This window comes from Denitromonas iodatirespirans, assembly GCF_018524365.1.
Lineage (GTDB): Bacteria > Pseudomonadota > Gammaproteobacteria > Burkholderiales > Rhodocyclaceae > Nitrogeniibacter > Nitrogeniibacter iodatirespirans.
The window spans coordinates 216,540-242,146 of sequence record NZ_JAEKFT010000003.1 but is presented as its reverse complement, the minus strand read 5'-3'; the positions used below and the strand labels follow the sequence as shown (position 1 = coordinate 242,146).

The following is a 25,607-nucleotide window of genomic DNA, read 5'->3' as shown; positions in this document are numbered from 1 at the left end:
CGATTTGTTCCCAAGTAGCCGGTCGATGCATCGGGCGAAACCCTCCCCGCGACCATGCATGGCCAACAGGAAGGACGATCTGTGGAGATGATCGCCAATGCTATCGTCATTATCTGTCGCGTAAAGTGACTCTTGCACTTCATGGTTCCGACCTTTCGTGTTCCACCAACTCAAAGGGCTTGAGATTGGGGTTGGGCGGCGGTACGGGATTGACCCAGCGCTGCGGATACAGCATTACCACAGCGGCCAGCTTGCCTGCAATGCCACCGCCGCGCTTGATCACGGCGTAATGCTGGATGTTGTTGCTCCCGGCGGTGACAAGGTGCCATCCAGCCCGAATCACATGCCGCTGTACCACCGTACCGGGCGCCGTGCGGCGTCCGCCACGCGCCTCGTCCGGCTCGCCGACTTCTTCAGCGAATGCCCGAAAAATCCGCGGTGACACCAAGGCCATGCCCTGCTCGACGAAATGCACCATTGCCCCCGGTTCGTTGAAGTGCATCACGCCGCTGGCCAGCCCCCCTTGCAGCCATTCCATAAACCGCACGGCGAGCGGATGCGGCTCCCCGTTCGCGTCCTCGAGCACCGGCACATGAGGCACTACCGGCCGCCGGCCTTCGACGCGCGCATCGGACTCGGCGGTGCGCATGGCGCTGTCCTCGTCGTCGAGGAAGTCTTCTCCTGCAACATTGGCCTCGCACTCGGGGGCGATCGCTGACGCATCGGCCGTGATCATGGCCAGCACAGCATCGGGCGCCTGGCCGCTCCGTGGCGCGGCGGCATCGGTTTTCCGGTCGCGCGGTGGCGCGGCCTTGCGCGCCGTGTCACGTGGCTTCGGCTCGGGCACGGTCTTGCGATCAGGGTGCGCCCTCGTGCGTGCGTCGGCTTCAGATTTCGCCGCGCTGCCGGCGTCGGCCGCCGGCCCTGCCGCCTCGGCCGCTGCTGGCGCATCGCCCGCGCGTCCTGGGCGCCGCTCGAGCGTACCGTCGAAGGGCGCGGGATAGCGCGTCGGATCGTTGAACAGCGAGCGCAGCGGAAACTTGAGCATCGCCAACTCGTGGCGGTAGTCCTGCCCGATCACCACCATGTGCCAGATCGCCTGCCCGGTGTCGGGGTTCGGCTCGATCGCCCGGTAGTCCTGCCAGCTGTCGAACAGACGGTCGTTGCGCGTCGGCACGCCGTCGCCATCGTCAGTCTGCGCCTGCGTGATGCGCTCGCGCACCGCGTCGGCCAGGCGCTTGGCGACGAAGTAGATCGCCTCGTCACCCGCCACCCAGCCGGCCGCGCCGTCTCGATTGAGGGGCAGCTCGCCGTCCGCGAGCAGTGCGCGCAGCGCCGCGTCCATGCGCTCGATGAGCGGCACCGCGCTCGCACTCGGGAAACGCACCCGTGAGCCGTCCTGCAGGTTCTTCGCTGCGGAGACCTGGTCGGCATGGCGCACGATCCGTGCAATCACCGAGTCGGCACCCTCCTCGCCGCCCAGGTAGGAGGTAAGCGCCTGCAGCACCTCCGGCTGCCGGCCGAGGAAGGCCAGCGCGGTCGCCGGCACGATGCGCTGGAGCAAGGCCAGGGGCAACTTGCGGTGCGCCCCATAGTCGCGTTCGGACTTTGGCGCAAACCCCACCCGATAGGCCACCGCCCCGGCCGCTGCGAGCGTGCCGGACAGCGGCAGCCAGCGCCGTGGCTCGGCACCGGGACGCTCGATCATGTCGACGCGCAGGTCGGTGACGATCTTGCCCATGTCATGCAGCAGGGCGCCAAACAGCACCCCATAGGTCCAGTGGTCGCGCGCCAGGTCGATCTGCTCGGCGCTGCCGCCGGGCGGCAACAGATGGCCGTTGCGCGCGCGCAGCGCGCCCAGCACGGTCTCGATGGTGTGAGCGGCAAGGCCGCCGGCGTGGGCGTGGTGGTGCGCTTCGCTGGCCGGCAGCAGCTGCACCAGCTCGAGGTAGGCATCGATCGCCGGGGCGATGTCGCGCTCGTAGACTGCACCCGACAGCTTGCTCTCCCGGCGCAGCTGTCGCAGCGCCGCCCCCAACGCGCAGGCCTCGACCAGCTCGTGGGCCGAAGCCACGCGCAACCAGCCGCCGCCGAGCTCGCCCAGGCGCTGGCGGATCGGCACGGCCGCTGTGAGCGGACCGACCGGTGCCCGCCCCGCGCGGCCGGCGTGATCATGCACGTGCTTCCATCCGATGCGCGTCAGGATCGCGCCGGCCGTGGCGAAGCAGATCCAGGCGATCCACGCTGACACGACGATCGCCTACTGAACCAGCCGCGCCGGACCGCCGTACTGCGCCACGGTCGTATCGCTGGTCAGCAGTGCCACCCCGGCGACGCTCGCCTGGGCGAGCAGCAAGCGGTCGAAGGGATCCTTGTGGATCGGCGGCAAGGCGTCGATCGCCAACGCGTGCTCGCTGAGCACCGGCAGCTCAAGATAGCCGTTGTCGAGCAGACCACGACGCAGCTGCCGCGCATCGACACGGAAATCAGCCCGGCCCAGCGCGCTCTTGATTGCCACCTCCCACAGGCTGGCAGCACTGAACAGCAAGACGTTCTGCGGCTCAGCGATCAGCAGGCGGGCCGCCGTCGGCAGACGATCACTGCCGCCGGCAGCCCACAGCAGCACGTGAGTGTGCAGCAGCAGCTTCACGCTTCGCCCTCGAACTGCTGCCGGATCGGCTCCTCACTCATGCGGTCGAAATCGTCCGGCACCTCGATCTGGCCCGCCATGAAACCGATGCGTCGCATCTGTGCGGGTTCGGGCGCATCGATGGCGATCACCTTGACCATCGGCTTGCCGGCCTTGGCAATGACGAAGGGCTCACCTTTCGCGGCCTGCTCCACCAGGCGCGATAGATGGGTCTTGGCGTCGTGGATGTTGTACGTGTGCATGCGCGCCCCCAAATATGGGTTCAGTAAGTCTAGTCTATGAGCGCCACCGGGCTTGCGCAACCGCGCAGTGCGACACCGCCAAAAAGCAAACCCCCCGAGCTTGCGCATCGGGGGGCCTGTATCGAACAGTGCCGCAGGGCTTACTTTTTGCCCTTCGGCGTGTGGTGGTCGTCCCGGTGGTTGCTGACGTACCATGCGAAACCGTATGCGAGAACGGCAAGAATAGCTAGAGCAATCACGGCGTTAGTCATCAGTACCTCCTTCGTCTTTCCGCAGCTGCAACGCCGCAGCCAAGAAGACGATCAGACTCAATACTAGAGCCAACGCTTGCCAGACAGCAAGCTTATGGTCGACGAACCCTCCAGCTACGAGAGTGGCGCCGCAGATAGTGGCGAAGTTGTCGCAGACTTTCGCAACTCCCTCACGCTGTTTGTCATTGATTTGTTGAAACAGTTGCATTCATAAGACTCCTCGTCGATCGAGACGGAGAGCGGCCCCAGGCGGGGACGATCCCCGCGTGGGTGGGTTGATGAAGCAGACTCCGGGCCCTAGGGCCGTGCCGGTTGCAGGAGCTGACCGGCATCATTCAGCCTCGAAGTGAGGCGAACATCTCCGTCGACATTACCGTGTCATGACGCCGGGCGCCACCGTCCCTACCCCTCCCCTTCCTCACCGCGCGCATCCAGCTGCGCGCGCACAAGGCGCGCCATCAGCCAGGATTCGAGAATGTCGCGCGACGGGTGTGGCCGATCGAGCTCCCTCACATACACCAGGTGTGCGCCAGTGAGGCTGAGCTTGCCCTGCTCGCGCACGCCCTGGGCGAAGTCGGCGAAACAGCAGTTGAGCGGATTCCAGGTGTAATCGGCGTCCTCGTAGCGGCGCGCGGTGTAGTGCGTGTGGCGCAGATCGACGAGCGCCTCGGCGAGCCGCTCGGCGGTGACAGGGCCCTCTTCGGCCAGCTCGCGCAGCCGCTGCGAGCCCATCACACGGTGGTCGCCAAGCGATCCCAGGTACACCTCGAGCCCGTCGTAGCGATCCCACCACGCCTCGAGTACCGGCGCCCACTCGGGCGCGCCCATGGCCGCGAACGTCTTGGGGACGATGTTCTGGAAGGCGACGCGCATGCCCCAATGGGTGGCGGTATATGGCGGCGGGCGGGGGATGTAATTGGCGTCGTCGGTCACGAAGCTTGGCTCACAGCGAGGGTGGTGCGCCATTGTACTGGCCGCATACAGAGCCTCAAGTCTTGCCGGTCGGCGCCAATAGCAAGGGCATGCGGTGGCCTGGATCCGACGGCAAGGCGCTTGCGGCAGTGCGAACTATTTTCGTGATTTAACACTTTTTCCTATTCGGGGACAGCCGGTCGCATGCCCGAAATCGCGAACACGCCGCGCAAACCGCACCAAACGGCATTCCTGGCAACCCCTACAGCATAAAACGGGTCGCACACTTCGCGAATCGATGCCAAAGACATTTTTTGCCCCTCTCGGGTAGTCACTGGCGGCTTTGCGTCGCGGCCGTGGCGCAGCGCACCTCGCTGATTTTCCGGGTGCGCGAATGGCGCATGCGTATTACCTTAGCAAACGGCTCGTGCCGCAATCGCACTGTCAGATGTGCCATTATCGCCAATGTCATATTTCTGCACTGGCCGTTCGTTCTAGTGCGCACGCGCCGTCACAAAGCCGAACACCTTACCACACCGATTTTCATGACGAAATAGAAGTTGGTCGATGCACCTTCATCGACCAACTTCTATTGACGGCGCGCAACTCCTTTGCTAGCGCCCTGCGCCAATCCTTGCCAGTTTGCCCTTACAGCATCCTTTCCCGTTCCGGTAAATCCTTCGCATGCCACTGTTTTTTAGTGGCTTGCGCCCTTTCGGGTGGGGCCTGTAGCCGGTATTGCGGCGTGCCGCCCACGGCGCGCCCCATTTTGACGCCATTTGCATAACCCACGTTTTGTCCGGCATGTCAATAGAAGTTCGTCGATGAAGGTGCATCGACGAGATCCTCTTCTCAATCGCGAATGACATCGTCACGCTTTGTCCTGTGACTGGCCGGCGCCTGGTGTGCCGTCCCGCGCCGCCTCCGGGCGGCGCACCCCCCTACACAGGAGCATTCGATGCGACAGCTTGTCCCAGCCGCCCTGATGATCGCCCTGGGCGTCCCCCAGGTACATGCCGGCGCGCCGGGCGATCCGATGCCAGAGCCGCAGTACAGCGATTCCGTTTCTGCGCTCGATATCGCACCGGACACCGTTCGCCTGGCGCGCTACACGACGATGGCGACCGGCGCCGATCCGGCGCGCCTGGCGCCGTTGGAGACGATCGTGCGTCTGTCCATTCCCGCCGAGGTGGGCGAAGTCGGCACCGCCGTGCGCTACGTGTTGTTGCGTACCGGCTACTCGCTGGGTGAGCGGGATGAGGCGGCGGCCAAACTGCTCGGCTTGCCGCTGCCACAGAACCACCGCGAGTTGGGACCGGCGCCGGTTCGCGAGCTGCTCGCCGTGTTGGTCGGGGAAGCCTTCATGGTGGAGGACGATCCTGTCGGGCGCAGCATCGCGATCCGCCTCTCTCGCGCCTGGGCGGTGCCCGACGAGACGCCGGCCGACCTGGCTGCAGGGGCGACGGCGCAGGCGCTCCCCGTGGCTATGACCGAGGGGCCGGATGTTGTCGATTCGGCTACGCCCGAGGGCGGGGAGGATGATGATGAGTGATACGCGCGCTTCGCTCGCCCCCAGGCGCGGCCGCGCCGTCGTTGCGGCCGGTCTCGGCCTGGTCGCCCTGCTTTTGGTGGCCGGCATCGCGCTGTGGCTGCGCGGTGACATCGGCAAGGCGGCCGCGTCGATGAAAGCATGTTTGGCGCAGCCTGCCGCCACGAGTGCGGCGGCTCCCATGGCCGAGCCGGCGCTGACAAGCGCCGACCTGGCGCAGATGAGCGACCGGATCGACATCCTGCAGCAACGTATCGGCACCCTCGATCCACGCCTGGCCGAGATCCAGCGTTCGATCGACAAACTCGCAGACGCGGTCGGCAGCATGACCGGCAGCGTTGCCACGCTGCTCGAGCGCATCCCTGAGCACAAGCCGGCACCACGGAAGGTGCTGCGTCGGCGCGCGGCGCCCAAGAGCGCGCCGACCGTAGCGATGTTGCCGACGGTGGTAGCCGTCGACCAGTGGGGCAGCGCAGCCAACGCCACGGTGCGCAACTCGGACGGCTCGATCCGCTTCGTGCGTGCAGGTGACGTGATTGGCAAGGCTCGGGTGGTAGCCATCGACACCGCGGCCCGGGCGGTGACGCTGCGCCTGGCCGACGGCAAGAATTCGACCTTGCGGGTGGCTCGCTGATGCGCACGCCCCTTCTCGTTCTGGTGTTGCTGATGTGCCCGGTTGCGGCGTCGGCTGTCGATACAGCGCCGCTGGGCGTCGCCCACACCAGCGCCAAGGCCGGTGCGACCGAAACCACCGATGGCGCGGCGCTGGCGCAGCAGCGGCGCGAACTGATCGAAGCGCGCATGTGGGGATTGGATCTGACCGAGCTGCGCCGCGCCCGCCAGTTGCTGGCTGGGCCGCGCGGAGCGTTCTCGGTGCCAAACATCAGTCCGGTCGAGGCGCTGGGCATTCATGCACGCACCCCGGCCGAGCGCGATCGCTACGCCGAGTTGTTCGCGCGCTTGACGCATGAAGACGTCGAACGGGTACTCGCTTTCCAGGCCGCCTACGACGCGGCGATGCGCCGCCTGTATCCGGACTTGCGCGCGATCGAGCTGAACGGACGCGAACTGCCGCGCGGCTTCATCGGGGTGCCGCGATGACGGGCCGCCGAGCCTTCCTGAAGACGGGGGCTGCCATGACGCTGACCCACATGCTCGGGGTGCCAGCCGTCGGCGCGGCGAGCATCTATCCGCCGGTGCCGCCGGCCTACCGCAACGCGGCGCGTCGGCACGGCGTGCCCGCCGCCCTGCTCTACGCCGTCGCGCTGCAAGAGAGTGTGTTGCAGCTGCGCGGCCAGCGTCTACCCTATCCGTGGACGCTCAACGTCGAGGGGCGCGCCGAGCGCCATCCGACTTACGGCGCTGCAGTCGAGCGCCTCTCGGCATTGCTCGATCGCAGCGTGCGGCGTGTCGACTGCGGCGCCCTGCAGGTGTGCTGGAAGTACCACGCCGGCAAGCTGGGCACGCCAGTGCTGGCGCTCAACCCGTGGCGGAACATCGATGTCGGCGCGGCGGTGCTGCGCGAGCGCCATGACGAGACGCCCGACTGGTTCGTCGCTGCGGGGCGCTACCACGCGCCATCGAATCCCGAACGGGCCGAGCGCTACGCGCGCCGTGTGTTCGCGCGCCTGGCGAGGATCCGCCATGTCTAAGTTCTTTGTCTCCTCCCTCCGGGGCAACCGCCCCGCCTGCGCCGCAACGGCGTTCGGCCGGCGGCACGTGCATCGGTACGGTCCCCACGGTCGCGCTTCGCGCTCCCTGCCTCCCGAGGGGGCGGCGAGTCGCGTTGGCGCGGCCCGGCGGCGACTCGTACACTCCCCCTCCTCCCGCTGGTCGATCGCACGTGCCGCCTGCCTTCTTTTTTGGGGAGGCATGTCATGAGGCAGCGCGGCGTGATCGAGGCGCTACTGCGCCCGCCTATCGAGCTTTACAGCGCGACCACTGCGCTGCTTGCCGCGGCGGTCCTGTTCGTATCGCCATGGGTGTTCATGATGCCGGCTGCGCTGGGCCTGATGGCCGGCCTCGCAGCGCTCGGCTTTTCGCTGTGGCGCGCTGCGGACGCCTGGTATGTGATGCGCTACCAGCTGGGCCTGACCCGCTACAAGCTCACCCGCGTGGCCCCGCATCGCCTGCCGCGCCTGCGCGACCGGATCTATCTTGGCCATGGCTTCGCGTGGACCCAGCAGCACACCCAGCGGCGCATCGACGCCACTCGTCCCGAGGCTCAACCCTACGTGACGCCCTCCCCGGCGGTGCGGGCCGCGACGGCCTTGTTGCGCACGCTGCGCGGCACGCCGCTGGCGTTCGTGGCGGCCTTCTTCCTGTCCTCGCGCTACTGGTGGAACCCGCTCGGCGAGCAGCCCGACCTGGGCGGCACACCGGTGTTGCATGGGGTCGAGCCCAAGGAAGTGCCGGTGGGGCTGGCGCAGCGCAACCGCAACGGCCATCTGCTGGTGCTGGGCACCACGCGAGTGGGCAAGACGCGCCTGCTCGAATTGCTGGTGACGCAGGACATCCGCGACGGCAAGGTGGTGATCGTCATCGACCCGAAGGGCGATGCGGACCTGATGCAGCGCGTGTACGCCGAGGCGGCGCGCGCCGGGCGGCTCGACCAGCTTTACCTGTTTCACCTGGGCTATCCGGAGATCTCGGCGCGCTACAACGGCATCGGAAATTTCGGGCGGGTCACCGAGGTGGCCAACCGGGCCACCAACGCCCTGCCCTCCACCGGCAACTCGGCGGCCTTCAAGGAGTTCGCCTGGCGCTTTACCAACATCGTGGCCCAGGCACAGGTGGCGCTCGGCCAGGTGCCCACCTACGAGGCCCTGCTGCGCGACATCACCGACATCGAGCCGCTGTTCCTGCGCTATGCCGAACATGTGCTCGCGGCACGCGGGCCGGAAGACTGGGCCATGCGCGTCGATGCGATCGTCGCGCGCATCGAGCAGAAGAAGTACCCGGTGTCGCGCGCGTTGCAGGACCGCTCGGCGCGCATGATCGCGCTGGTCGACTACCTGAAGGAGGCGCAGGTCGACGACGCGGTGCTGCTCGGGTTGGCCACCGCGGTGCGCTACGAGCGCAGCTTCTTCGAAAAAATCGTCGCCTCGCTCGGCCCCTTCCTGGAGAAGCTGACAACCGGCGAGACCGGAAAGCTGATCTCGCCAGACTACTTCGACGCAGAAGATGAACGCCCCATCTTCGACTGGCAGCAGGTGATCCGCCAGGGCGGCATCGTCTATGTGGGCCTCGACGCGCTCTCCGACAGCGTGGTGGCCAGCGCCGTGGGCAACGCGATGTTGGCCGACCTGGTGTCGGTCGGCGGCAAGCTCTACAAGAGCGGCATCGATCCGCACCACCCGGAGGGAGCGATCGTGCTGCCCGAGGTGGCCTGCCACTTCGACGAGGTCAACGAGATCGTCGGCCCCGAGTTCGTGCCCATGGTCAACAAGCTGGGCGGCGCGGGTTTCATGATCCACGCCTACACCCAGACCATCCCCGACATCGAGGCGCGCGTCGGCGATGCCGCGAAGGCGCAGCAGATCCTCGGCAACTTCAACCATGTGGTGATGCTGCGGGTCAAGAACGACACCACGGCGAAGTTCTTCGCCGACCAGCTGCCCGAAGTCGATGTGTCGCTCCTGACCGTGATCTCCGGGGTAACGGACACCGACGGCTCGACCGGCACGGACTTCCTGTCGCGCAACGAGGATCGCACCTCGACCCAGCGCGTGCCGATGATATCGGCCTCCGACGTGATGGCACTGCCCCAGGGGCAGGCCTTCGCGCTGCTCGAGGGCAATCGCCTGTTCAAGCTGCGCATGCCGCTGCCCGACACGGCGGGAGATGCCTTTGTGCCGCCATCGCTGCGCGAGGTCGGCGAGCGCATGCGTGCCAAGTACCGCACCTCGGAGCGCTGGGCGGACGAGACCGACTGGCTCAGCGCGCATCCGATCGGGCTAGCTGGAGCCGTGGCGTGAGCGCAGAACAAAACCGCCGGCCGTCTGAACAGCGCTCGCAGCAGGAGCGCGCGCGCGGCCCGATCGGCTGGTTGCTGGCGCTGGCGCTCGGCCTGATCCTCACGACCATCGGCTCTTGGATCGGCGCCACGCTGATCGAGATCGGCGGCATGTACACGCTGTGGCCCGAGCAGCGCGCCCAGCATGCGCGCGCCGGTCTGATCGAGGACTACGGCTACGTGCGGACCTTCCCGCGCTCGCTGCTGGTGCGCGACACGCAGGCCTTCGCGCGCGACATGGCGGGTTGGGCCGCCTGGCCCTTCTCCAAGGCGCGCCTCGCCGACCAGCTGGCGCGCATGCGTACCTCTGCGCAGACCTCCGCCGGCGCGTCGCGCGGCCAGGCGATTCGCCAGCGCGTGCTCACCGAGGCGGCCGACTGGCTCGAGGCGTCCTACTACACGGCACAGGACACCGCCGTGCGCCTGGCCATCGCCTTCTACGGTCTGCCGGCCTTCGCGATGGCGATCTGCATCGGCCTGGTCGATGGGCTGGTGCGCCGCGACCTGCGCAAGTGGTCCGGCGGGCGCGAGTCGAGCTTTGTGTACCACCACGCCAAGCGCTTCACCGGCTGGTTCCTCGCCGTGGGCTTCGCCGCCTACCTGGCCTGGCCCTTCGGCGGACTCAACCCGGCCTACCTGGTGCTGCTCTTCGCCGCTGCGGCGGCGATGAGCCTGAGCACCACCGTCTCCAGCTTCAAGAAGTACCTGTGAGGAATCAACCATGAAACGACTGATGCTCCCCGCCCTGCTCGCCGCGCTGGCCAGCGGTCCGGCGCTCGCCGACGAGAGTCTCGAACGCGAGAACCTCGCACGCATCCAGCACGAGCTGAGGCTGATTCAGGCCCAGGTGCGCGATGCCGCGGGTGCCGCCGACACCACGGGGCGCGTGCGATTTCGATACGACTGGCTCACGCGCGACCTGGACCTGATGGCCGCGGCAATCGACGAGCACCTTGATGCGCCGCGCCAGCCACGCGCGGTCGCGCCGCTGCGTGGCGATTACCGTCAATGAGTCGCCAATGCGCCATCAACACCCCCTCAGCGAGGCGTACCGATGGGCATGAGCTCCGGACAGGTTGCCGCCTGGAAGGCCGCTGCCGGTTGGAATGGTGCGGGGCCATCCGACCTCAAGGTGTTCATCGCCTCGGTGGTCGTGATCCTCGCCTTCCTGTGGGCCGGCTACATCGTCAAAAAACTCGGCTTCGAGTTGGCCAGCAGCCCGCTGGGCGAGGGGTGGCTGCGCTTCGTGCTGTACCTCGGGCGCGCCATATTCGTGCTGATCATGCTGGTGTGGCTGGTGGTGTGACCCATGAATTCGCGTGCGCGCCGCACGCACACGGATGAAACCTTCGATTCGCGGCACCTCGTCATGACAAACAGGAGTTCGACCATGCACTTGTTCAAATCCCTTCTCCAACGCGCACTCGGTGCCGGCGGTGGTGTCCTGCGCCGCCTCAGTGCCCTGCTGACCGCCGTGTTACCCCTGGGGCTGTTTTGCGGCCCCGCCCACGCGGCCCTGCCCACCGTCGCGCCGACCAACAGCACCTCTCTCGCCCAGGGCGATGTGCTCGGCTATGCCCGCGACTTCACCGACCAGACCGTGGACTACGGCGCGCTGCTGATCGGCGCTGCGCTGCTCCTGATGGGCGCAGGCGGCCTGGTGTCCCAACTGCTCGCCTACAACAACGGTCGGGGAACCGTCGGCAGCATCTTGACATTCGGCGCCATCGCCTTGTTCTCGATCGCCATCGGCATCTACTTCCTGACCGAAGCCAACGCGATCTTCTGATCATGAGCGACAACCAGCCCGGCACACACGCCCCCCTGGTCGACCGTACCAATGGTGCACCGCCAATCCTGCGGGGCCTGACCTCCAGCGAGATGTTCTGGGCGGCCGGGCTGGCCTTCGTCGCCTGGCTGCCCCCGGGCATCCTGATCGGTCACAAGCTCCATCCTGTAGTTGCGGTGCTCGTCTGCGGCGCCATGCCGATTGTCACGGTGTACCTGCTTGCCGGCTGGTTTCAACGCCTCAAGCGCGACCGGCCGCAGGGCTATCACGTGTTGCTCGCCAAACGCATGGCAGCGCGTCACTTCGCGCTGCCCGACCGGTTTATCGACCTGAGCAGCCTGTGGGATCTGGGCCGCTCCCTGCATCCGGCGCCAAGCCCCCGCCGTCCCCGCCCAAAGCAAGGATAAGTCCCCATGGCATTCACCAACGCCCTGGCCGAAGCGCACCGCGCGGTCGTCTTCCATCGCTGGTTCTCCGCAGCGCTCCTCGCGGCGCTGCTGATCACCGTGCTTGCCTGGCGCAGCCAGCAGACCGAGTTTGTGGCCCATATCCCGCCCGACCTGAGTTCGGGCGCCTCCGTCCGGCTGGGGACGGTGCCCGAGGTGCAGCCGGCAAACGTCTATCTGTTCGGCTTCCACGTGCTCCAGCAACTCAACCGCTGGCCCGAGGATGGCGCAAAGGACTACGGGGCGCGCATCCATGCGCTGCAGAACTACCTCACGCCGGCCTGCCGTGCGCGCCTGCGCGACGATCTGGACGCCAAGGCGCGCCGCTCCGAACTGTCGCGGCGTACCCGCGCCCTGCAGGAGATCCCGGGCTACGGCTACGCGGCCAACCGCGTACTCGACCATGGGGGCGGATGGACGGTGCTGATCGACGCCCAGCTGACCGAGACCACCAACGGCGTGCCGGTCAAGGACACCTTCATCCGCTACCCGCTGCATGTGGTGCGTTATGACGTTGATCGTGAGCTGAATCCCTGGCAGCTGGCGCTCAACTGCTACGGCGGTCGCGAACCCGAGCGCCTGGCACCGGCCGCGCTCGCAACCCCTGCCCCCGGCACCACCGCCGCGCCGCGCGGCGCCATGCCGCCCGCCATCACTTCGGAGTGAAGCGCAATGCGAACCCTGCCTACCCTTCTGCTGGCCCTGCTGCCTCTACTCGCGCAGGCACAAAACCCCGCCACCGCCACGGCTACGCCGGCAACGCCGCTCGACACCCTGATGCAGGCGGACACGTCGGCCTTTCCTGACCTGGGTTTCCTGCCACGTGGCGAGAAGGACGCCGCGCAAGGCACCCCGACCACCGGCCCGCGCCGCCGCAGCCCCGCCGGCGCCGACGCCGCGGCGACGCCCATTGCCGCCGTGCCGGGCGTTGCCGCTGCCGACATCGATCGCGCCCGACGCGGGGGTACGCATGTGCTCTACGAGAACCGGCCGCTGCCGGTGGTGTTGGGCATCGAGGCTGAGCGCGTGATCGACCTGCCCTTCGTGCCAATGATCCAGCTGCCGCCCGCCCTTGAGGGGCGACTGCTGGTCCAGCCGATCGAGAACGTGTTGTACCTGACCGCCCGCGAGCCCTTCGCCCGTGTCCGGCTGCTGGTGCAGGCAGTCGATGGCAGCGTGGTGTTGCCGCTCGATGTGAGTGCGCACGCCGGCCCGGGCACTCCCGAGCGTCTGCCCGACCTGGTGATTCACCTGCCCGGCACGCGGCCCGGCGCGGAGGCCGACGTCAGTTTGGTGCCGCCGGCCGCAGCCGACCCCGACATGGCCGAGCTGACCCGCTTCGCGGCGCAGTCGCTGTACGCGCCGCCACGGCTGATCCCGGTCTCGACACGCGTCCGCCGCGAGCAGGTGGCGCCAGAACTGGCGAAGGACCTGGTGCGCGGTGGTGCCGTGGAGGCGAACGTACTGGCCTCCTGGTGCGCCGGCAAGCTGTGTGTGACCGCGGTGCGCCTGAGCAACCGCGGCAGTGTGCCGCTACAGCTCGATCCGGCGATGTTCCGCGGGCGCTGGGTGGCATTGACCGCGCAGCACTGGCGCCTGCATGGCGCGGGCAACGCGGCCGACACCACGGCCGCGTACCTGGTCTCCGACGGCCGCTTTGCGGACGCCCGCTGAGGAGCCCCCATGCAGATCGCACATAACAAGCTGCTGCCGCTGATCGTCGTCGCACTGCTAGTCGTGGCCGGTGCGCTGACGATGCTCGGCGGCGACGACGAGGCAGTACCAGCCGGCGCACCGATGAACGAGGTGCCGCTGCCGCCCACCGAGCCGGGCGCTGACGCCGACACACCGCAGGAGACGCTCAATACGGTGGTGGGCGGCTTTCGGCGCATGGAAAAGGAGCTGGCCGGCCTTCGCGACGAGAACGAACGGCTGCGCGAGCAGAACCGCCGTGCCGATGACATGGAGGCGCGCCTGCGCGCCGACCTCGAACGCAATGTACAGCGCAGTGAGGCGCGCCTGCGCCAGGAGAGGGCACAGGCACAGGTGCAGGCCGCCCTTGACGCCGATGCTGCCTCCGTCCCCGAGACCGCTACCGACGGCGCTCGGCGACCGGGCCTGGCCGATACTGGTGCCGCCAATGCACCCAAGCCGCGTCTCGTCCTACCGCCGGGCTACCACCTGGCCGCGGGTGCCGACGGCCAGCAGGGCGTGGTCCGTACCGCGGCGCCGGCCGTGGCGCCGCCCAAAGCGGGCAAGCCCGAGGCACCGCCCGATGTGCCCTATTTCACCATCCCGGAGAACGCCACGCTCACCGGCGCCACGGCGATGACCGCGGTGGTCGGCCGCGTGCCGGTCGATGGCAAGGTCACCGACCCGATGCAGTTCAAGGTGTTGCTCGGCCCGGACAACCTGGCCGCCAACGGCCACTACCTGCCGTCCAACCTGGCCGGCATCGTGGTCTCGGGCATCGCGGTGGGCGACATGACGCTCTCGTGCTCCGAGGGCTTCATTCAGTCGATGACCTTCGTTTTCGCCGATGGCTCGATCCAGACCGTAAGCGAGCGCAAGGGCGGCGGCGGACCGGTCGAGATGGGTAGCGCCGGTACGAGCAACCGCCTCGGCTACATCTCCGACGCCTACGGCAACCCCTGCGTGGCCGGCCGCTTCGTCACCAACGCGCCGGCCTATCTCACCGACATCGTTGGTCTCAAGACGCTCTCGCTGGCCGCCGAGGCGGCCGCTGCGGCGCAGACCACGACCACCACCAGCGCACTGACCGGCAGCTCGAGCACCGCGGTCACCGGTGACACCGGCCGCTACGTCCTGGGCCGCGCGATCTCCGGCGGTACCGACGAGGTGACCCAATGGATCCTGAGGCGCATGGACAACTCCTTCGATGCGGTGGTCACCGGCGCCGGCGCACAAATCGTGGTGCATATCGAAAAGCAGATCCCGATCGACAAGAAGGGCGATGCGCGCCGGCTCGACTACGGCCGCGCGGATCTGGCCGCCAACACCTCGCGTGGAGACTCATACCATGGCCTGCACTGACGTTTTGACCCCTCCCGGCCGCCTGCTCGCGGCCCTCGCCTGCGCCGCGCTGCTGTCCGCCTGCTCGGTGGCTGGGCCGCGCAAGTCGCCCCTGCCCGCCGAGGGGCCGGACATGAAGGCGATCTACGACGCCCCGCGCAGCTCGCGTGCGCGCGGTGCGATCGAGGCGCGCGCGGGTCTTCCGTTGCGCGCGGCACGCGACGCAGGCGGGCCGGATGCGTCGAGCGCCCTGGTCATCGATGGCATCGAGCAGCGCTTCGCGCGCGCGCCGAACCCGGACCTGGTGATGTACGTCTTCCCTCACCTGTCCGGCGGGCGCTACCCGGTGCCGGGCTATTTCACCGTGTTCCCGATGTACGAGCGCGTCGAATACCTGCTGCCCGGCGAGGCGGCCGCCTGGCGCGGCGGCGCGCCCATGCCCCAGACCACCGAGCGCTGAGGAGCTTGCCATGTTCGGATTCATCAAGCGCGTCGAGCGCCCCAACGCTGCCCCCGCGGCAGAAGAAGCCAGGCCCGGGCGCGTCCACCGCAAGGGGCTGACGGTGCGCGAGCGCCGCCGCCAGGCGATGCGCCCACCCTCCTTCACCGACCACATGCCAGTGGTCGATTGCCTGCCCGGCAGCGGCACTTTCATTTTCGAGGACGGCCTCAGCCGCGCGATGATGTTCGAACTGACGCCAATCCCGACTTCGACGCGCAGCGAAGACTATCTGCTCGCTCGCTGTCGCGAGATCCAAAACGCGATCTCCAGTCTGCCCGAGCATGACACCGCGCCCTGGGTGGTGCAGTTCTACTGCAACGACGACACCGAGCTGTCCGCCTTCGTGGACCAGGTGCGCGCCTACGTAATCGAGGTCAACGGCGGCCCCGCCTCGGATCGCGCCAGCCGGATCGCCGAGTCCGATCTGACGCGCACCGTGCTCGAGCAGTTGGCCGAGCACTTCGAACAGGTCAGCCGCGACGAAGGGCTGTTCGTCGACGATCTGGTCTCCGGCGAGGTGTGGCGCGGGCAAATCCGCCGGGTGCGCTGCGCGATCTACCGCCGCTATCCGCCCGGCTACGACATTGCACGCGAGCGCGAACAACCGCTCGATCAGCTCAAGTTGGCGGCCGATGCGCTTATCGCCTCCTTGCGCGAGACCGGCATCACTACCCGGCGTATGGACCGGCTCGACTACTGGGCGTGGATGCTGCCCTACATCAACCCCGTGCCGGACTACCTCGGGTCGGTGCGCGAGATGCTCGATGCCTTCGCGTTGCCGGCCGACGGCAACGTGGTGCCTCAGTTTGACCTGGGCGAGGCGATCTTCACCGACTGGCCCGAGTCCGATCCAGATGAAGGCATCTGGCGCTTCGGCAAGCGCGCGTTTCGCGCCATGGCGCTGCAGCACATGCAGCAGAGCCCCGAGGTCGGGCACTTCACCGCCGAGCGCGCGATCGCCGACAAGCAAGTGGCGCGCTTCGACCGGCTGCCGGTGGGCGCCATGCTCTGCGCCACATTCGTGGCGACGCCCCAGGACACCATGCGCGCGCGCATCGGCGCCATCCAGATGGCTAGCCGGGCTCAGACCGCGGAGGCTGGCCACACCTATGACGAGGCCGAGGCCGTACTCGAACGCATGGCGCAGCGCGACAAGCTCTTCCCCTGCTTTCTGTCGGTCATCGTACGCGGGGACGACGACGCCCGGCTGAGCGAGAACGTCTCGGCTGTGCAGGGCTCGCTGTCCAACGCCGGGCTCAAGTTCATCGATCCGCGCCACGAGCTGATCGGCTGCGACGTGTTCCTGCGCTCATTGCCGATGTGCTTCGATCCGGTCTTCGATGAGAAACACATGCGCCGCAGCCGGCTGATGTTCGCCTCGCAGATCGCCGCCCTGTTGCCGCTGTACGGGCGCGCGCGCGGCACCGGCAGCCCCGGCTTCATGCTGTGGAACCGGGGTGGCGAGCCGCTGCTGGTCGATCCGCTGAACCGGAACGATCGCAAGGCCAATGGCCACCTGCTGGTGCTCGGCCCCACCGGGGCCGGAAAGAGCGCCACGCTCAACTACCTGTGCATGACGACCATGGCGGTGCACCGCCCTCGCATGATCATCGTTGATGCCGGCGAGAGCTTCCAGCTGCTGGGCGACTTCTTCGCGGCGCACGGCTTGCGCGTCCACCGGCAGCACATCGCGCCGGGCAAGCCGGTCTCGCTGCCGGTTTTCGCCAACGCCATGCAGTTGCTCGAGCGCGATGCGGGAATGTCGCCGGAGACGCTGGAGGCGGCCCAAGACGAGCAAGGCGAGGGGGACGAAGAAGGGGACGAGGAGCGGCGCGATTACCTTGGCGAAATGGTGATCCAGGCCCGCCTGATGATCACTGGTGGCGAGAGCGCCGAAGAGGCGCGCATGAGCCGCGCGGACCAATACCTCATTGCACAGGCCATCCTCAATGCTGCCCTGGAGGCAAAGCGCGACGGCAAGCCGCATCCGCGCGTCGAGGATGTGGCGCGCTGCCTGATGGCCATGCGCAAGGCCACCGACCTGGGTGAGGCACGCCGCGCCCGCGCCGAGGAGATGGGTCAGGCCATGATGGTGTTTTGCGACGAAGGCTTGCGTGGCGAAGTCTTCAACGGCTACGGCGAGGACTGGCCGGACGCGGACGTGATCATCGTCGAGCTGGGCCACTTCGCCCGCGAGGGTTACGAGGACGCGCTGGCGATCGCCTATACCTCGCTGGTCAACCGGGTACAGAGTGTGATCGAGGCGAGCCACTACGAGGGGCGGCCGACGATCTTCCTGACCGACGAGGGGCACATCGTCACGCGCAACCCGCTGCTCAGCCCCTTCCTCGTCAAGGCCACCAAGATGTGGCGCAAGCTCGGCGCGTGGTTCTGGCTCGCCACGCAGAACATGGAGGACTTCCCGGACCAGGCCGCGCGCATCCTCAACATGTGCGAGTGGTGGCTGGTGCTGACGCTACGCAATCCGAACGAAATCGACGAGATCGCACGTTTTCGGCCACTGACCGAGGCGCAGCGCAAGATGATCCAGGACGCGCGCAAGGCGGCGCCCAAATACACCGAGGGCGTACTGCTCAACGCCATGGGCGAATACCTGTTCCGCAACGTGCCGCCCACCCTGCCCCTGGCCCTGGCAATGACCGAACAGCACGAGAAGGCCGAGCGTGGCCGAATCATGCGCGAGCGCGGCTGCTCGGAGCTGGAAGCCGCCTATGAGGTGGCCCGGCGGCTAAAGGAGAAGCGTTCGTGAGCGCGCCCGCACGGCCGCCCGAAGGGCGCGCGAACCTCCCTCGGGGAGGATGTCGCGTCAGCGACAGGAGGGTAATTCAATGAGCGCCGCCTGGGAACAGACCACTGGCGTGGGCGTGGCCGCACACCTTGCGCGCCTCTATCAGGAGGCACTGGGGCGTCGGCGGCTGCTGTTCGTGGCCACGCCGGGGCGCGCGGACCTGGCCACCTGGGGCGCAGGGGCCGCGTTCGAGTCGCACGCGGTGGCGGTCATCGATCTGTGCACTCTGGACGACGGCCGGGTGCGCATGATCCACGCTGGACTGCCGGCCAGTGCTGACATGCACTCGGCGGCGCTAAAGGCAGCGTTGCGGCAGATCGAGCTGCTCTGCATCCACGGCATCGACACGGCGCTGGGCGCCTTGCGGCGCGACGCGCTGTTCGAGTGGCTCGATTGGATGGGCACGAACGTGCCGCTCACCATGCTGGCCACTCGGCGCCCTGAAATATGGGCAGCTTCGCCCGAGCTGGCGCATCTGCCGGTCGGCGTCGATCGCGTCGACAACCAGGTCCACAGCGGCCCCGCCCGCCAGGAGACCGTCGATCTGATCAACCGGCTACTGGAGCGCAACCGATGAGACACCCCCTGATCGTCCTGGCGATGGCCGCCGCCCTGTCGGCCGGCGCCGCCCACGCCGTGCAGATCCCGTCGGGCAAATCCGACCTGTACTACCGCCTGGGCGGCGATTCGCCTGCCTCGCGCGCGCCGAACCCGGCGGCGACGAGCATGAAGCTGGGCCTGTCCGGCGTCATGAATCTGAACTATTCGTGCGGGCAGTTCGACTTCGGCGCGAGTTGGGCGAGCCTAATGAACGGCTTCTCGAACCTGGGCACGACGATCACCGGCGCGGTTCAGGCGGGCATCTCGGCGCTGCCACTGTACATCCTGCAGCGCGCGCAGCCGGGCCTCTACGAGCTTTTCCAGACCTACGCGGCCAAGGCCGAGGAGCTGGTGCAGTTGTCGACCAAGAGCTGCCAGCAGATGGAGCGCGAGATCCTCGCCAACAAGAACCCCTACGCAGGCTGGGTATCTCTCTCCATGGGAGAGGACTGGAAGCGCGAGGCCAAGCACAACAACGGCGATATCGCCCGCGCTGCCGAGAACGTCGGCAAGGCCGATGGCAGGAACGGCCTCACCTGGATCGGCGGCGCGGCCGGTGGCAAAGCGCAGAAAGCGATCAACGTGATCGGCGACACCACCCGCGCCGGCTACAACGCCACGCAGATGCTGGCGCCCGCCACCAATAGCGGGCCATATCCGGCCAATCGCCTGTCGGCGGCCTTCCCCGGCCCCTCCGACGCGGCGGCTTTCGCCACCGACGTGCTCGGCGAGGAGTACATCAGCACCTGCGCCGAGGGTGGCTGCCCGACACGTGCTGCGGGCACCGCGCTTGGCCTGCTGCCCAAGTTCGAGGCCGAGATCCCGACCGCGCAGGCGCAGTTCGCCACCGTGATGGGCGCCGCGGTGCCATCGGCAAGCGACCTGGATGCGGCTTCCGCTCCCGGGGTGCCGGTCTCGCGCGACCTGATCGAGGCCATCCGGGCATTGCCGCCGGTCGAGCAGCCCATGGCCGAGGGGCGCATCGCCCGCGACGTGGCGCTGGCGCGCACCGTCGACAAGGCGCTGACCGTGCGCAACCTGCTGATCACCGGCCGCTCCGTGCCCGAGGTGCAAGGCAACGCCCAGGCCACGGCGCGCATCGACCTGGCGCTCGAGCAACTCAATCGGCACATCGACGACCTGCTGTACGAGGTGCGGGTGCGACGCGAGCTTGTCTCCGGGCCGGCCCAGACCTTGCTGCGCGACCACGGGGCCTCGCAGGATAGATCACGCGCCACCGGGACCGGCGGCCTGGTCGACAACGATCGCCTGGAAAACGGACGCGTGAAGTGAACGAGAACGTCACCCCCAACCGCCGGCGCAAACACGCCACGGGTTTCCTCAAGCGCGGTGTGTTGATCGTCGGCGCGCTGTTCGGCGCGATCCTGGTGCTCATCGGCTTGGTGGTTGGGGCGATGGGCGCGGAGCCGGGGCTCGCGGCCCTGCGCGACGCCCTGGCCGGTGCGCGCCCCCTGCTGCTCGCGCTACGCCTGTCGGCGATCTACGCACTGTGGCACTACTGGCCGACACTCATCGAGCGGCTGGCCGCGCGCCATGGCATCACCGAGGCCGGGCTCGGTGCGGCGCTCGCCATGCGCCACCGCGTGGCGCTGTGCCTGCTGGCGATCGAGGCGCTGATCGGGTTCTCGCGCATCACGGGAGGCACTGACGCATGACCGTCGATTCCTATCTGGAGCTGTTCACCACGCTCTATGGCTGGGCGCTGGCAGGGGTCTTCCGGGACATCCTGATCGACACCGGGGTGGTCTATGCCCCCTTCGCCCTGATCCTTGGCGAGACCTGGCTCACTTCGCACAAGTCCTCGAGCTACGAGGGCGCCGATGCGGCCTGGATGGTGCGGGTGATGGAAGCGGAGCTGTTCACCGCCTTCTTCGTCATTGCGCTTTGCTTCGTGCCGCTGTTCCCGATCAGCAACGTGAGCCTCAAGCACACGCCGCAGGCCGACGCGCGTAACCCCTCGCCAACGACCGCGACCGCCAAGAACCCGGACAGCAAGGGCTTTGCCGCTGCCTTCCCCGCCCCGCCGGCGAGCGTGGACATCCCGGCGTGGTGGTACGCGATCATGGGCTGGTCGGGCGCCTTCAACGAGGCGGTGCGCGGCGGCATCTCCGGTGCGCACTCGAATCTGTCACTGGTGCAGGAGCTTGGGCAGCAGCTGACAATCGCCGATCCTGCGCTGCGGCGCGAAATCGCCCGCTTTTACAACGAGTGCTTCGTGCCGGCACGCACGAAGTTCATGGACGGAAAACCATCGGCGGCTGCGGCCGCGGCCATCACCAGCTACGGCCCGAGCGATCCGGACTGGATCGGCTCGCACGCCTTCCTGGACGATCCGAACCTCTATGCCAAGACCTGGGCGCATAGCGAGGTGCCCGGCTTCGCGCTGCAACTGAACGGCGACGACGCCGACATGGCGCTCAACGATGTCAAGCCCAACTGGAGCCGGCCAAACTGCAAGCGCTGGTGGACCGACAGCGCGAATGGGCTCAAGGAGCGAATGATCACGCAATCGACCGCCGGATCGGAGTTGCGCTCGCTCATCCCGTCCGTGCCGCGCCTCGTCGGCCTGTCGACCGTGCGCCAGGACGACGAGATCGCCCGCTACGTGCGCCGCGCCACCGTCCCGCTCGTCGCCTCCGAAGGGGTCATCGAGGAGTCGGGCGGCGGTATCGGCCGAACCACGGCAAAGAGCGCGCAGGCGGTTTCGGCAGCCATCGGCGTCGGGCTCAAACGCCTGGAGACCTGGTTCGCCGCGCCTACCATCAAGATGTTCGCGCAGATCGTGCAGCCGATCATCCTGCTGGCGATCTACATGTTCCTTCCGCTCATCCTGGTCATCGGCCGCTTCTCCTTCCAGGTGATGTTCCTCGGCGCCCTGGCCATCTTCACCGTCAAGGGCTGGGCTGCCATGTGGTACATCGCCTCCTGGTTCTACGACCACATGCTGGTCGCCATGTACCCCACCTCGCTGGGCCTGCTGGACGTGGTGCTTCAGGCACCCGGCATTCGCGACCCGGACATGACGATCGTCAAGGAGACCAAGCAAATGGCGGTAAATACCGTGCTGGTGTCCATGTACATCGGGTTTCCGTTGATTTGGACGGCGATGTTGGGGTGGGTGGGGTATCGAGTTGCCGGATCGCTTGATGGTGTAGCTCGAGGGCCAATAAACACTGGCGCAGAAGCGGGTGCCTCGGGAGCACGCACCGCCGGCACTGCCGCCCGCGGCGCCGCAGGCGCCGCTGGCCGGGGTTTGGCGCGAGGGCTAAAGAAATGAAGCGGCGCACTCTACCAAATGCGGTGCCCGTCATCGTCATAGCGGGTCCAGTGCTCGGTGTGGCGCGCCCACGGATCGTACTGAGGAAGCGCATCTTCTCCCCGCCGCGCCCGCTCGTGCTCCGCCCGCGATGCCGCCCCCAGCAAGGCCAACACCCCCGCCATGAGCGCGAGCAGGCCCAGTGCGATCCCCTTCAGGACGCGGCCGGTGATCTTCAGGGCTTGGGTCGTGGTCATGACGAATCCTCCGTTCTTCCCGGGCGCACGAAGCCGGTCGGCCTCCTGTGCTCTCTTGCAAGTTTGCATATGACGCTTGGGACGTCAAGCACATTTACCTGGAGAGATCAATGAAACCCCTGCCGTTCCTCAAAGCGCTCGCCGTTGCCACGACGCTGTCAGCCTTGTCCGGCTGCACGCAGCCTGAGGGGCCGGGATCGTCGAACAACCCGTTCGTCGGCATCTGGCAATCCATCAGCCGCCCCTACCCCGTCCTGCAGATCGAACCGTTCGGCAAACAGGTGAAGGGCCGCTTCATCTATCTGGGACGCGGGAGCAGGATTGTCGTGCAGCGCCTCCTCGGCGTCGTCGAGGGGCGCACGCTGGCCATCACGGCCATCGATCAGGTGCCCTTGTCGATGTCCCTGTCCGTGTCGCTGGATCAGACCGGTGCGCTCGTGATGGACGGTGAGCCCTTTGAGCGCGTGTCCGACGAGGTCACTCCCCAACAGCCCGCCGCCAAGGAGCAACTCCCATGACTGAACGGTTCGAGTCGCCGAAGCACGGTGCACTTCTTCAGGCATTTCTGATCGGCTTTCCCGGCGTCTTGCCTGTGGTGGCCACCCTGGTGTGGCGGTTCTTTCAGGTCGCGGTGGCGGTCCCGGCTACCCTGGCGGCAACCGTCGCGCTGGCCGCGATCCTTGCCGACGGCAGACCCCCACAGGCCCTTCTTGCGGACCTCCACCAAAGCGTCGATGCGGCGATTCGCGCCGCGCCTCCGGGGCACGTGCTGGTGCGCGAGTGCGTCACGCCTCCGGCTGAGCGCGTGACGCCGTCCAGCGTGCCGACGCCGTCCCTCGTGTGCGAGCGGACCGAAGCGACCACGATCAGTGCCGACGAGGCGATCGCACGCAGCATGGCCGCCTTCTGGACGGTCTATGGCGTCCTCGTCGTGGTTTCGCTTGGTGTCGCTGTCATCACCTACCCTGGCCGACGGTTCGTCAGCGCTTCGGTGGGTGCGCACTCTGGCTTGCGACTGGGTCGAGCTCATCACCTTCGCACTGTGATGACGTCGGCGACGGTTGAAGATAAGGAACAACGATGAACAGCAGGCATATCCTCCAACTCGCCGCGTCCGCGCTCCTCATGCTGACGCTTCCGGCTCACGCGGAGACGCTCGAAGCGCGCATCAAGGCCGGGATCGCTGAACACACCGGTGGTGGGGTGAGGGCCGACGCGGTGCGTGAGACGCCGGCCGAGGGCATCTATGAAGTGGTGAGCGGCCAGCAGGTGTTCTACGTGGATCGCTCGGGTCGCTATGCGCTGATCGACGGGCGCATGGTCGACATGCGCGAGCGGCGCGACCTGACGGCCGAACGGCTGGCCGAGTTGCAGCATATGGATTTCAAGGCACTGCCGCTCAATCTGGCGATCAAGACAATACGCGGCGACGGCTCGCGCAAGCTCGCGGTGTTCGAGGACCCTTCCTGCCCTGTGTGCCGGGGTCAGCAGGATGCGCTGGCCGGCCTCGATGACGTGACGCTGTACGTGTTCACCTATCCGGTGATCGCGCCGGCCTCGATCCCGGCTGCGGTGGCCACCTGGTGCGCACCCGAGGCCTCGCGCGCCGGCCAGTGGGCGGCCTTCATGCGCGGCGCGCCGTTGCCGCTCGGAATTGCACCTGAGTGCCGCGACGCAGGCGATGCCGTGGGGCGCATCGTCGAATTCGGCCAGGCGCACGCGATCACCAACACCCCGACGATGTTCCTCGCAGACGGCACGCGCCTGGTCGGCGAGTTCTCCGCCGCGCAGCTGGCCGAGGCGCTGAATCGGGCGGGTCGGTGATGCGCTTGTGCCCTGCCCTGCTCGCAGTGCTCTCGCTGCTCTCGCCCGTGGTGCTCGCCGAGCAGGTAGAGGTCTTCAGGCTCGCGGCGCAGTCGGTGCACACGGTGCCGGGGGCGACGGTGTACGACGTCGATGCCCTGCAGGCGATCACCGAACGGCTCTCGGCGGGGCTGCCAAGCGCGCCGGGGGTAGCCACCGAGATGGCGCGCGCACGCTTCGCGGCGATGAGCATGGCGGACAAGGCGGCGTTGCAACTGGCCGCGCGCGTGGTCGGCCAGGCAGCGCACTACCGAATCGTGAAGGCCCCGGCGATCGTGATCGATCGCAAGGCGGTGATCTATGGGGTAAACGACGTGGCACAGGCGCTGACGATCTATCGGCGCTGGCATGCCGGGGAGGCTGCGCGATGATCCGGGTTCGAGCCATGGTAGCCGTTCTGGTGACGGTGCTCTCAGTGCGCGCGCCCCTGGCGCAGGCCGCCCCTGGCGATACAACGACAACCCCGGCGCTGATCTCGCAGGCGATGAGCAGCGCACTGCAGTGTGGACAGTGGCATGTGTCGGGGGTCTGCTTTTTCCTGTTGTGCACGATGTTCGGGTGCAAGATCAAGACCAGCACACGCTACAGCCACATGAATCCGGACGCGGTGGTGAGCACCTACCACGACACCGCCTCGCACCCGTGGCCGATGATCGGCATCCCGCTGGCCACGGCGGCCGCCCCGGTAGGCAGCAGCATCCTCGGCGGCCTGTTCGACAACGCCGGCGCGCGCACCCGTACCGAACGAACCGACCGCATGCGAATCTACAAGGACGGTGACGTGATCGGCCACCCGGCGGCCGGCATGGGCTTCTTTCCGGTGTCCTGCCCGAGCGGCGTGAACAGCTTCCAGCCCTACTACCAGAGCGTGCTCGACACCTATGTGTGGCGCGGCATTCTACCGGTGGAACTGCTCCACCCGGCCGCCTGGCTGCCGGGGCTGCGCGAGGTGTGCACCGGTGGCACGAATCTCATCAACACCTGGGGCAATGTCTACCCGCGCACCGGCGAGACCACGCAGCAGCACCCGGTCAAAGGCGCGGCGGTGCTTTCGCAGCGCATCGCGGACTTCACCACGCGGCGCGGCGAGCCACACGTTTATACCCAGCTGCCCTCTGGGGGAACGACGTCGCGCAACGGCTACCAGGTCTTCGATCCGCCGCCCGCGCAAGAAAACGTGATGATCGGCGGGCTGTGGCAGCTGTCCGCGCCGATGGTGTCGGCCGCGGCGGCCTCGTGCACGGTCTTCGGCTACGCGGACCTAGGGCCGCTGTCCTATGGCGACTATTCGACCAGCGGGTCGATGTCGTATGCCTTCACGCTGTGGCGACCCTACGCCTGCTGTCGCAAGCGTGGCTCCTTTCTGTTCGACATTCGGTGGGGGATGTGGTGATGGGGGCAAGACAGATCGC

General features: G+C 67.5%; 30 protein-coding genes. 24 read left to right on the top strand and 6 right to left on the bottom strand.

All coding sequences use genetic code 11. The annotated features are described in order from the left end of the window. Positions 1 to 139: 139 nt before the first annotated feature. The 5 genes from mobH to I8J34_RS04100 all read right to left on the bottom strand — a co-directional run bounded on the left by mobH (position 140) and on the right by I8J34_RS04100 (position 4,109). The gene (gene mobH / locus I8J34_RS04120) at positions 140 to 2,251 is read right to left on the bottom strand and encodes a MobH family relaxase (RefSeq protein WP_214360102.1); all 2,112 of its coding nucleotides are present in this window, start codon (positions 2,249 to 2,251) and stop codon (positions 140 to 142) included. Between the two features lie 9 nt (positions 2,252 to 2,260). Then, positions 2,261 to 2,650 (bottom strand): type II toxin-antitoxin system VapC family toxin, encoded by a 390-nt coding sequence (locus I8J34_RS04115; RefSeq protein WP_230411698.1) that lies wholly within the window; start codon positions 2,648 to 2,650, stop codon positions 2,261 to 2,263. Next, on the bottom strand, positions 2,647 to 2,892 hold the full coding sequence (locus I8J34_RS04110) for a type II toxin-antitoxin system Phd/YefM family antitoxin (RefSeq protein ID WP_214360101.1): 246 nt from the start codon (positions 2,890 to 2,892) through the stop codon (positions 2,647 to 2,649). The genes I8J34_RS04115 and I8J34_RS04110 overlap by 4 nt, the downstream gene beginning before the upstream one ends. Positions 2,893 to 3,135: 243 nt before the next feature. After that, positions 3,136 to 3,351, bottom strand: a complete 216-nt coding sequence (locus I8J34_RS04105) for a hypothetical protein (protein WP_214360100.1) — start codon at positions 3,349 to 3,351, stop codon at positions 3,136 to 3,138. A gap of 194 nt (positions 3,352 to 3,545) precedes the next feature. Beyond that, a complete protein-coding gene (locus tag I8J34_RS04100) occupies positions 3,546 to 4,109 on the bottom strand; it encodes a hypothetical protein (RefSeq protein ID WP_214360099.1) in 564 nt (187 codons plus the stop codon). Positions 4,110 to 5,013: 904 nt separating this feature from the next. Here I8J34_RS04100 and pilL2 point away from each other — a divergent pair. The 19 genes from pilL2 to I8J34_RS04005 all read left to right on the top strand — a co-directional run bounded on the left by pilL2 (position 5,014) and on the right by I8J34_RS04005 (position 22,096). Beyond that, on the top strand, positions 5,014 to 5,607 hold the full coding sequence (pilL2, locus tag I8J34_RS04095) for a PFGI-1 class ICE element type IV pilus protein PilL2 (RefSeq protein ID WP_214360098.1): 594 nt from the start codon (positions 5,014 to 5,016) through the stop codon (positions 5,605 to 5,607). Continuing rightward, positions 5,600 to 6,238, top strand: coding sequence for a hypothetical protein (locus tag I8J34_RS04090; RefSeq protein ID WP_214360097.1), 639 nt, complete (start codon positions 5,600 to 5,602; stop codon positions 6,236 to 6,238). The genes pilL2 and I8J34_RS04090 overlap by 8 nt, the downstream gene beginning before the upstream one ends. Continuing rightward, entirely contained in the window at positions 6,238 to 6,705 is a 468-nt protein-coding gene (locus tag I8J34_RS04085; RefSeq protein ID WP_214360096.1) for a hypothetical protein, read from the top strand. The genes I8J34_RS04090 and I8J34_RS04085 overlap by 1 nt, the downstream gene beginning before the upstream one ends. A 35-nt stretch (positions 6,706 to 6,740) precedes the next feature. Next, entirely contained in the window at positions 6,741 to 7,256 is a 516-nt protein-coding gene (locus tag I8J34_RS04080; protein WP_214360095.1) for a lysozyme family protein, read from the top strand. Positions 7,257 to 7,481: 225 nt separating this feature from the next. Continuing rightward, positions 7,482 to 9,581 (top strand): type IV conjugative transfer system coupling protein TraD, encoded by a 2,100-nt coding sequence (traD, locus tag I8J34_RS04075; RefSeq protein ID WP_214360094.1) that lies wholly within the window; start codon positions 7,482 to 7,484, stop codon positions 9,579 to 9,581. Then, positions 9,578 to 10,330 carry a TIGR03747 family integrating conjugative element membrane protein gene (locus I8J34_RS04070; RefSeq protein WP_214360093.1) on the top strand — a complete coding sequence of 251 codons (753 nt, stop codon included), beginning with the start codon at positions 9,578 to 9,580 and terminating at the stop codon, positions 10,328 to 10,330. The genes traD and I8J34_RS04070 overlap by 4 nt, the downstream gene beginning before the upstream one ends. A 10-nt stretch (positions 10,331 to 10,340) precedes the next feature. After that, complete coding sequence (locus I8J34_RS04065) at positions 10,341 to 10,631, top strand: integrative conjugative element protein, RAQPRD family (RefSeq protein ID WP_214360092.1); 291 nt, start codon at positions 10,341 to 10,343, stop codon at positions 10,629 to 10,631. A 48-nt stretch (positions 10,632 to 10,679) separates the two neighbouring features. Then, positions 10,680 to 10,925, top strand: a complete 246-nt coding sequence (locus tag I8J34_RS04060; protein ID WP_214360091.1) for a TIGR03758 family integrating conjugative element protein — start codon at positions 10,680 to 10,682, stop codon at positions 10,923 to 10,925. Positions 10,926 to 11,009: 84 nt separating this feature from the next. Beyond that, complete coding sequence (locus I8J34_RS04055; protein WP_214360090.1) at positions 11,010 to 11,408, top strand: DUF2976 domain-containing protein; 399 nt, start codon at positions 11,010 to 11,012, stop codon at positions 11,406 to 11,408. Positions 11,409 to 11,410: 2 nt separating this feature from the next. Next, positions 11,411 to 11,815, top strand: a complete 405-nt coding sequence (locus tag I8J34_RS04050) for a TIGR03750 family conjugal transfer protein (protein ID WP_214360089.1) — start codon at positions 11,411 to 11,413, stop codon at positions 11,813 to 11,815. A 6-nt stretch (positions 11,816 to 11,821) separates the two neighbouring features. After that, positions 11,822 to 12,520, top strand: a complete 699-nt coding sequence (locus tag I8J34_RS04045) for a PFL_4703 family integrating conjugative element protein (RefSeq protein ID WP_214360088.1) — start codon at positions 11,822 to 11,824, stop codon at positions 12,518 to 12,520. 6 nt (positions 12,521 to 12,526) lie between these two features. Further along, positions 12,527 to 13,528 carry a TIGR03749 family integrating conjugative element protein gene (locus I8J34_RS04040; protein ID WP_214360087.1) on the top strand — a complete coding sequence of 334 codons (1,002 nt, stop codon included), beginning with the start codon at positions 12,527 to 12,529 and terminating at the stop codon, positions 13,526 to 13,528. 9 nt (positions 13,529 to 13,537) lie between these two features. Beyond that, positions 13,538 to 14,908: a TIGR03752 family integrating conjugative element protein gene (locus tag I8J34_RS04035; protein ID WP_214360086.1), complete on the top strand. Its 1,371-nt coding sequence runs from the start codon at positions 13,538 to 13,540 to the stop codon at positions 14,906 to 14,908. Further along, complete coding sequence (locus tag I8J34_RS04030; protein WP_214360085.1) at positions 14,895 to 15,347, top strand: TIGR03751 family conjugal transfer lipoprotein; 453 nt, start codon at positions 14,895 to 14,897, stop codon at positions 15,345 to 15,347. The genes I8J34_RS04035 and I8J34_RS04030 overlap by 14 nt, the downstream gene beginning before the upstream one ends. A 10-nt stretch (positions 15,348 to 15,357) precedes the next feature. Next, positions 15,358 to 18,159 carry a conjugative transfer ATPase gene (locus I8J34_RS04025; protein WP_214360084.1) on the top strand — a complete coding sequence of 934 codons (2,802 nt, stop codon included), beginning with the start codon at positions 15,358 to 15,360 and terminating at the stop codon, positions 18,157 to 18,159. A gap of 79 nt (positions 18,160 to 18,238) precedes the next feature. Continuing rightward, on the top strand, positions 18,239 to 18,775 hold the full coding sequence (locus tag I8J34_RS04020) for a hypothetical protein (RefSeq protein ID WP_214360083.1): 537 nt from the start codon (positions 18,239 to 18,241) through the stop codon (positions 18,773 to 18,775). Next, positions 18,772 to 20,091, top strand: a complete 1,320-nt coding sequence (locus tag I8J34_RS04015; protein WP_214360082.1) for an integrating conjugative element protein — start codon at positions 18,772 to 18,774, stop codon at positions 20,089 to 20,091. Before I8J34_RS04020 ends, I8J34_RS04015 begins: the two co-directional genes overlap by 4 nt. Beyond that, complete coding sequence (locus tag I8J34_RS04010; RefSeq protein WP_214360081.1) at positions 20,088 to 20,474, top strand: hypothetical protein; 387 nt, start codon at positions 20,088 to 20,090, stop codon at positions 20,472 to 20,474. Before I8J34_RS04015 ends, I8J34_RS04010 begins: the two co-directional genes overlap by 4 nt. Beyond that, positions 20,471 to 22,096 carry a conjugal transfer protein TraG N-terminal domain-containing protein gene (locus I8J34_RS04005; RefSeq protein WP_214360080.1) on the top strand — a complete coding sequence of 542 codons (1,626 nt, stop codon included), beginning with the start codon at positions 20,471 to 20,473 and terminating at the stop codon, positions 22,094 to 22,096. The genes I8J34_RS04010 and I8J34_RS04005 overlap by 4 nt, the downstream gene beginning before the upstream one ends. Before the next feature lie 11 nt (positions 22,097 to 22,107). On the opposite strand, the gene I8J34_RS04000 is transcribed toward I8J34_RS04005, so the two are convergent. After that, positions 22,108 to 22,332: a hypothetical protein gene (locus tag I8J34_RS04000; protein WP_214360079.1), complete on the bottom strand. Its 225-nt coding sequence runs from the start codon at positions 22,330 to 22,332 to the stop codon at positions 22,108 to 22,110. 110 nt (positions 22,333 to 22,442) lie between these two features. Between I8J34_RS04000 and I8J34_RS03995 the strand changes: the two genes are divergently transcribed. From I8J34_RS03995 to I8J34_RS03975, 5 genes are read left to right on the top strand one after another with little or no spacing between them, the layout of a single operon-like run. After that, positions 22,443 to 22,850, top strand: a complete 408-nt coding sequence (locus I8J34_RS03995; RefSeq protein ID WP_214360078.1) for a hypothetical protein — start codon at positions 22,443 to 22,445, stop codon at positions 22,848 to 22,850. Continuing rightward, positions 22,847 to 23,416: a conjugal transfer protein TraP gene (locus I8J34_RS03990; RefSeq protein ID WP_214360077.1), complete on the top strand. Its 570-nt coding sequence runs from the start codon at positions 22,847 to 22,849 to the stop codon at positions 23,414 to 23,416. The genes I8J34_RS03995 and I8J34_RS03990 overlap by 4 nt, the downstream gene beginning before the upstream one ends. Next, positions 23,413 to 24,156: a DsbC family protein gene (locus I8J34_RS03985; protein ID WP_214360076.1), complete on the top strand. Its 744-nt coding sequence runs from the start codon at positions 23,413 to 23,415 to the stop codon at positions 24,154 to 24,156. The genes I8J34_RS03990 and I8J34_RS03985 overlap by 4 nt, the downstream gene beginning before the upstream one ends. A 5-nt stretch (positions 24,157 to 24,161) precedes the next feature. Beyond that, entirely contained in the window at positions 24,162 to 24,566 is a 405-nt protein-coding gene (locus I8J34_RS03980; RefSeq protein WP_214360075.1) for a TIGR03757 family integrating conjugative element protein, read from the top strand. A gap of 14 nt (positions 24,567 to 24,580) precedes the next feature. Continuing rightward, positions 24,581 to 25,588: a TIGR03756 family integrating conjugative element protein gene (locus I8J34_RS03975; protein WP_214360074.1), complete on the top strand. Its 1,008-nt coding sequence runs from the start codon at positions 24,581 to 24,583 to the stop codon at positions 25,586 to 25,588. The last annotated feature ends 19 nt before the right edge of the window (positions 25,589 to 25,607 follow it).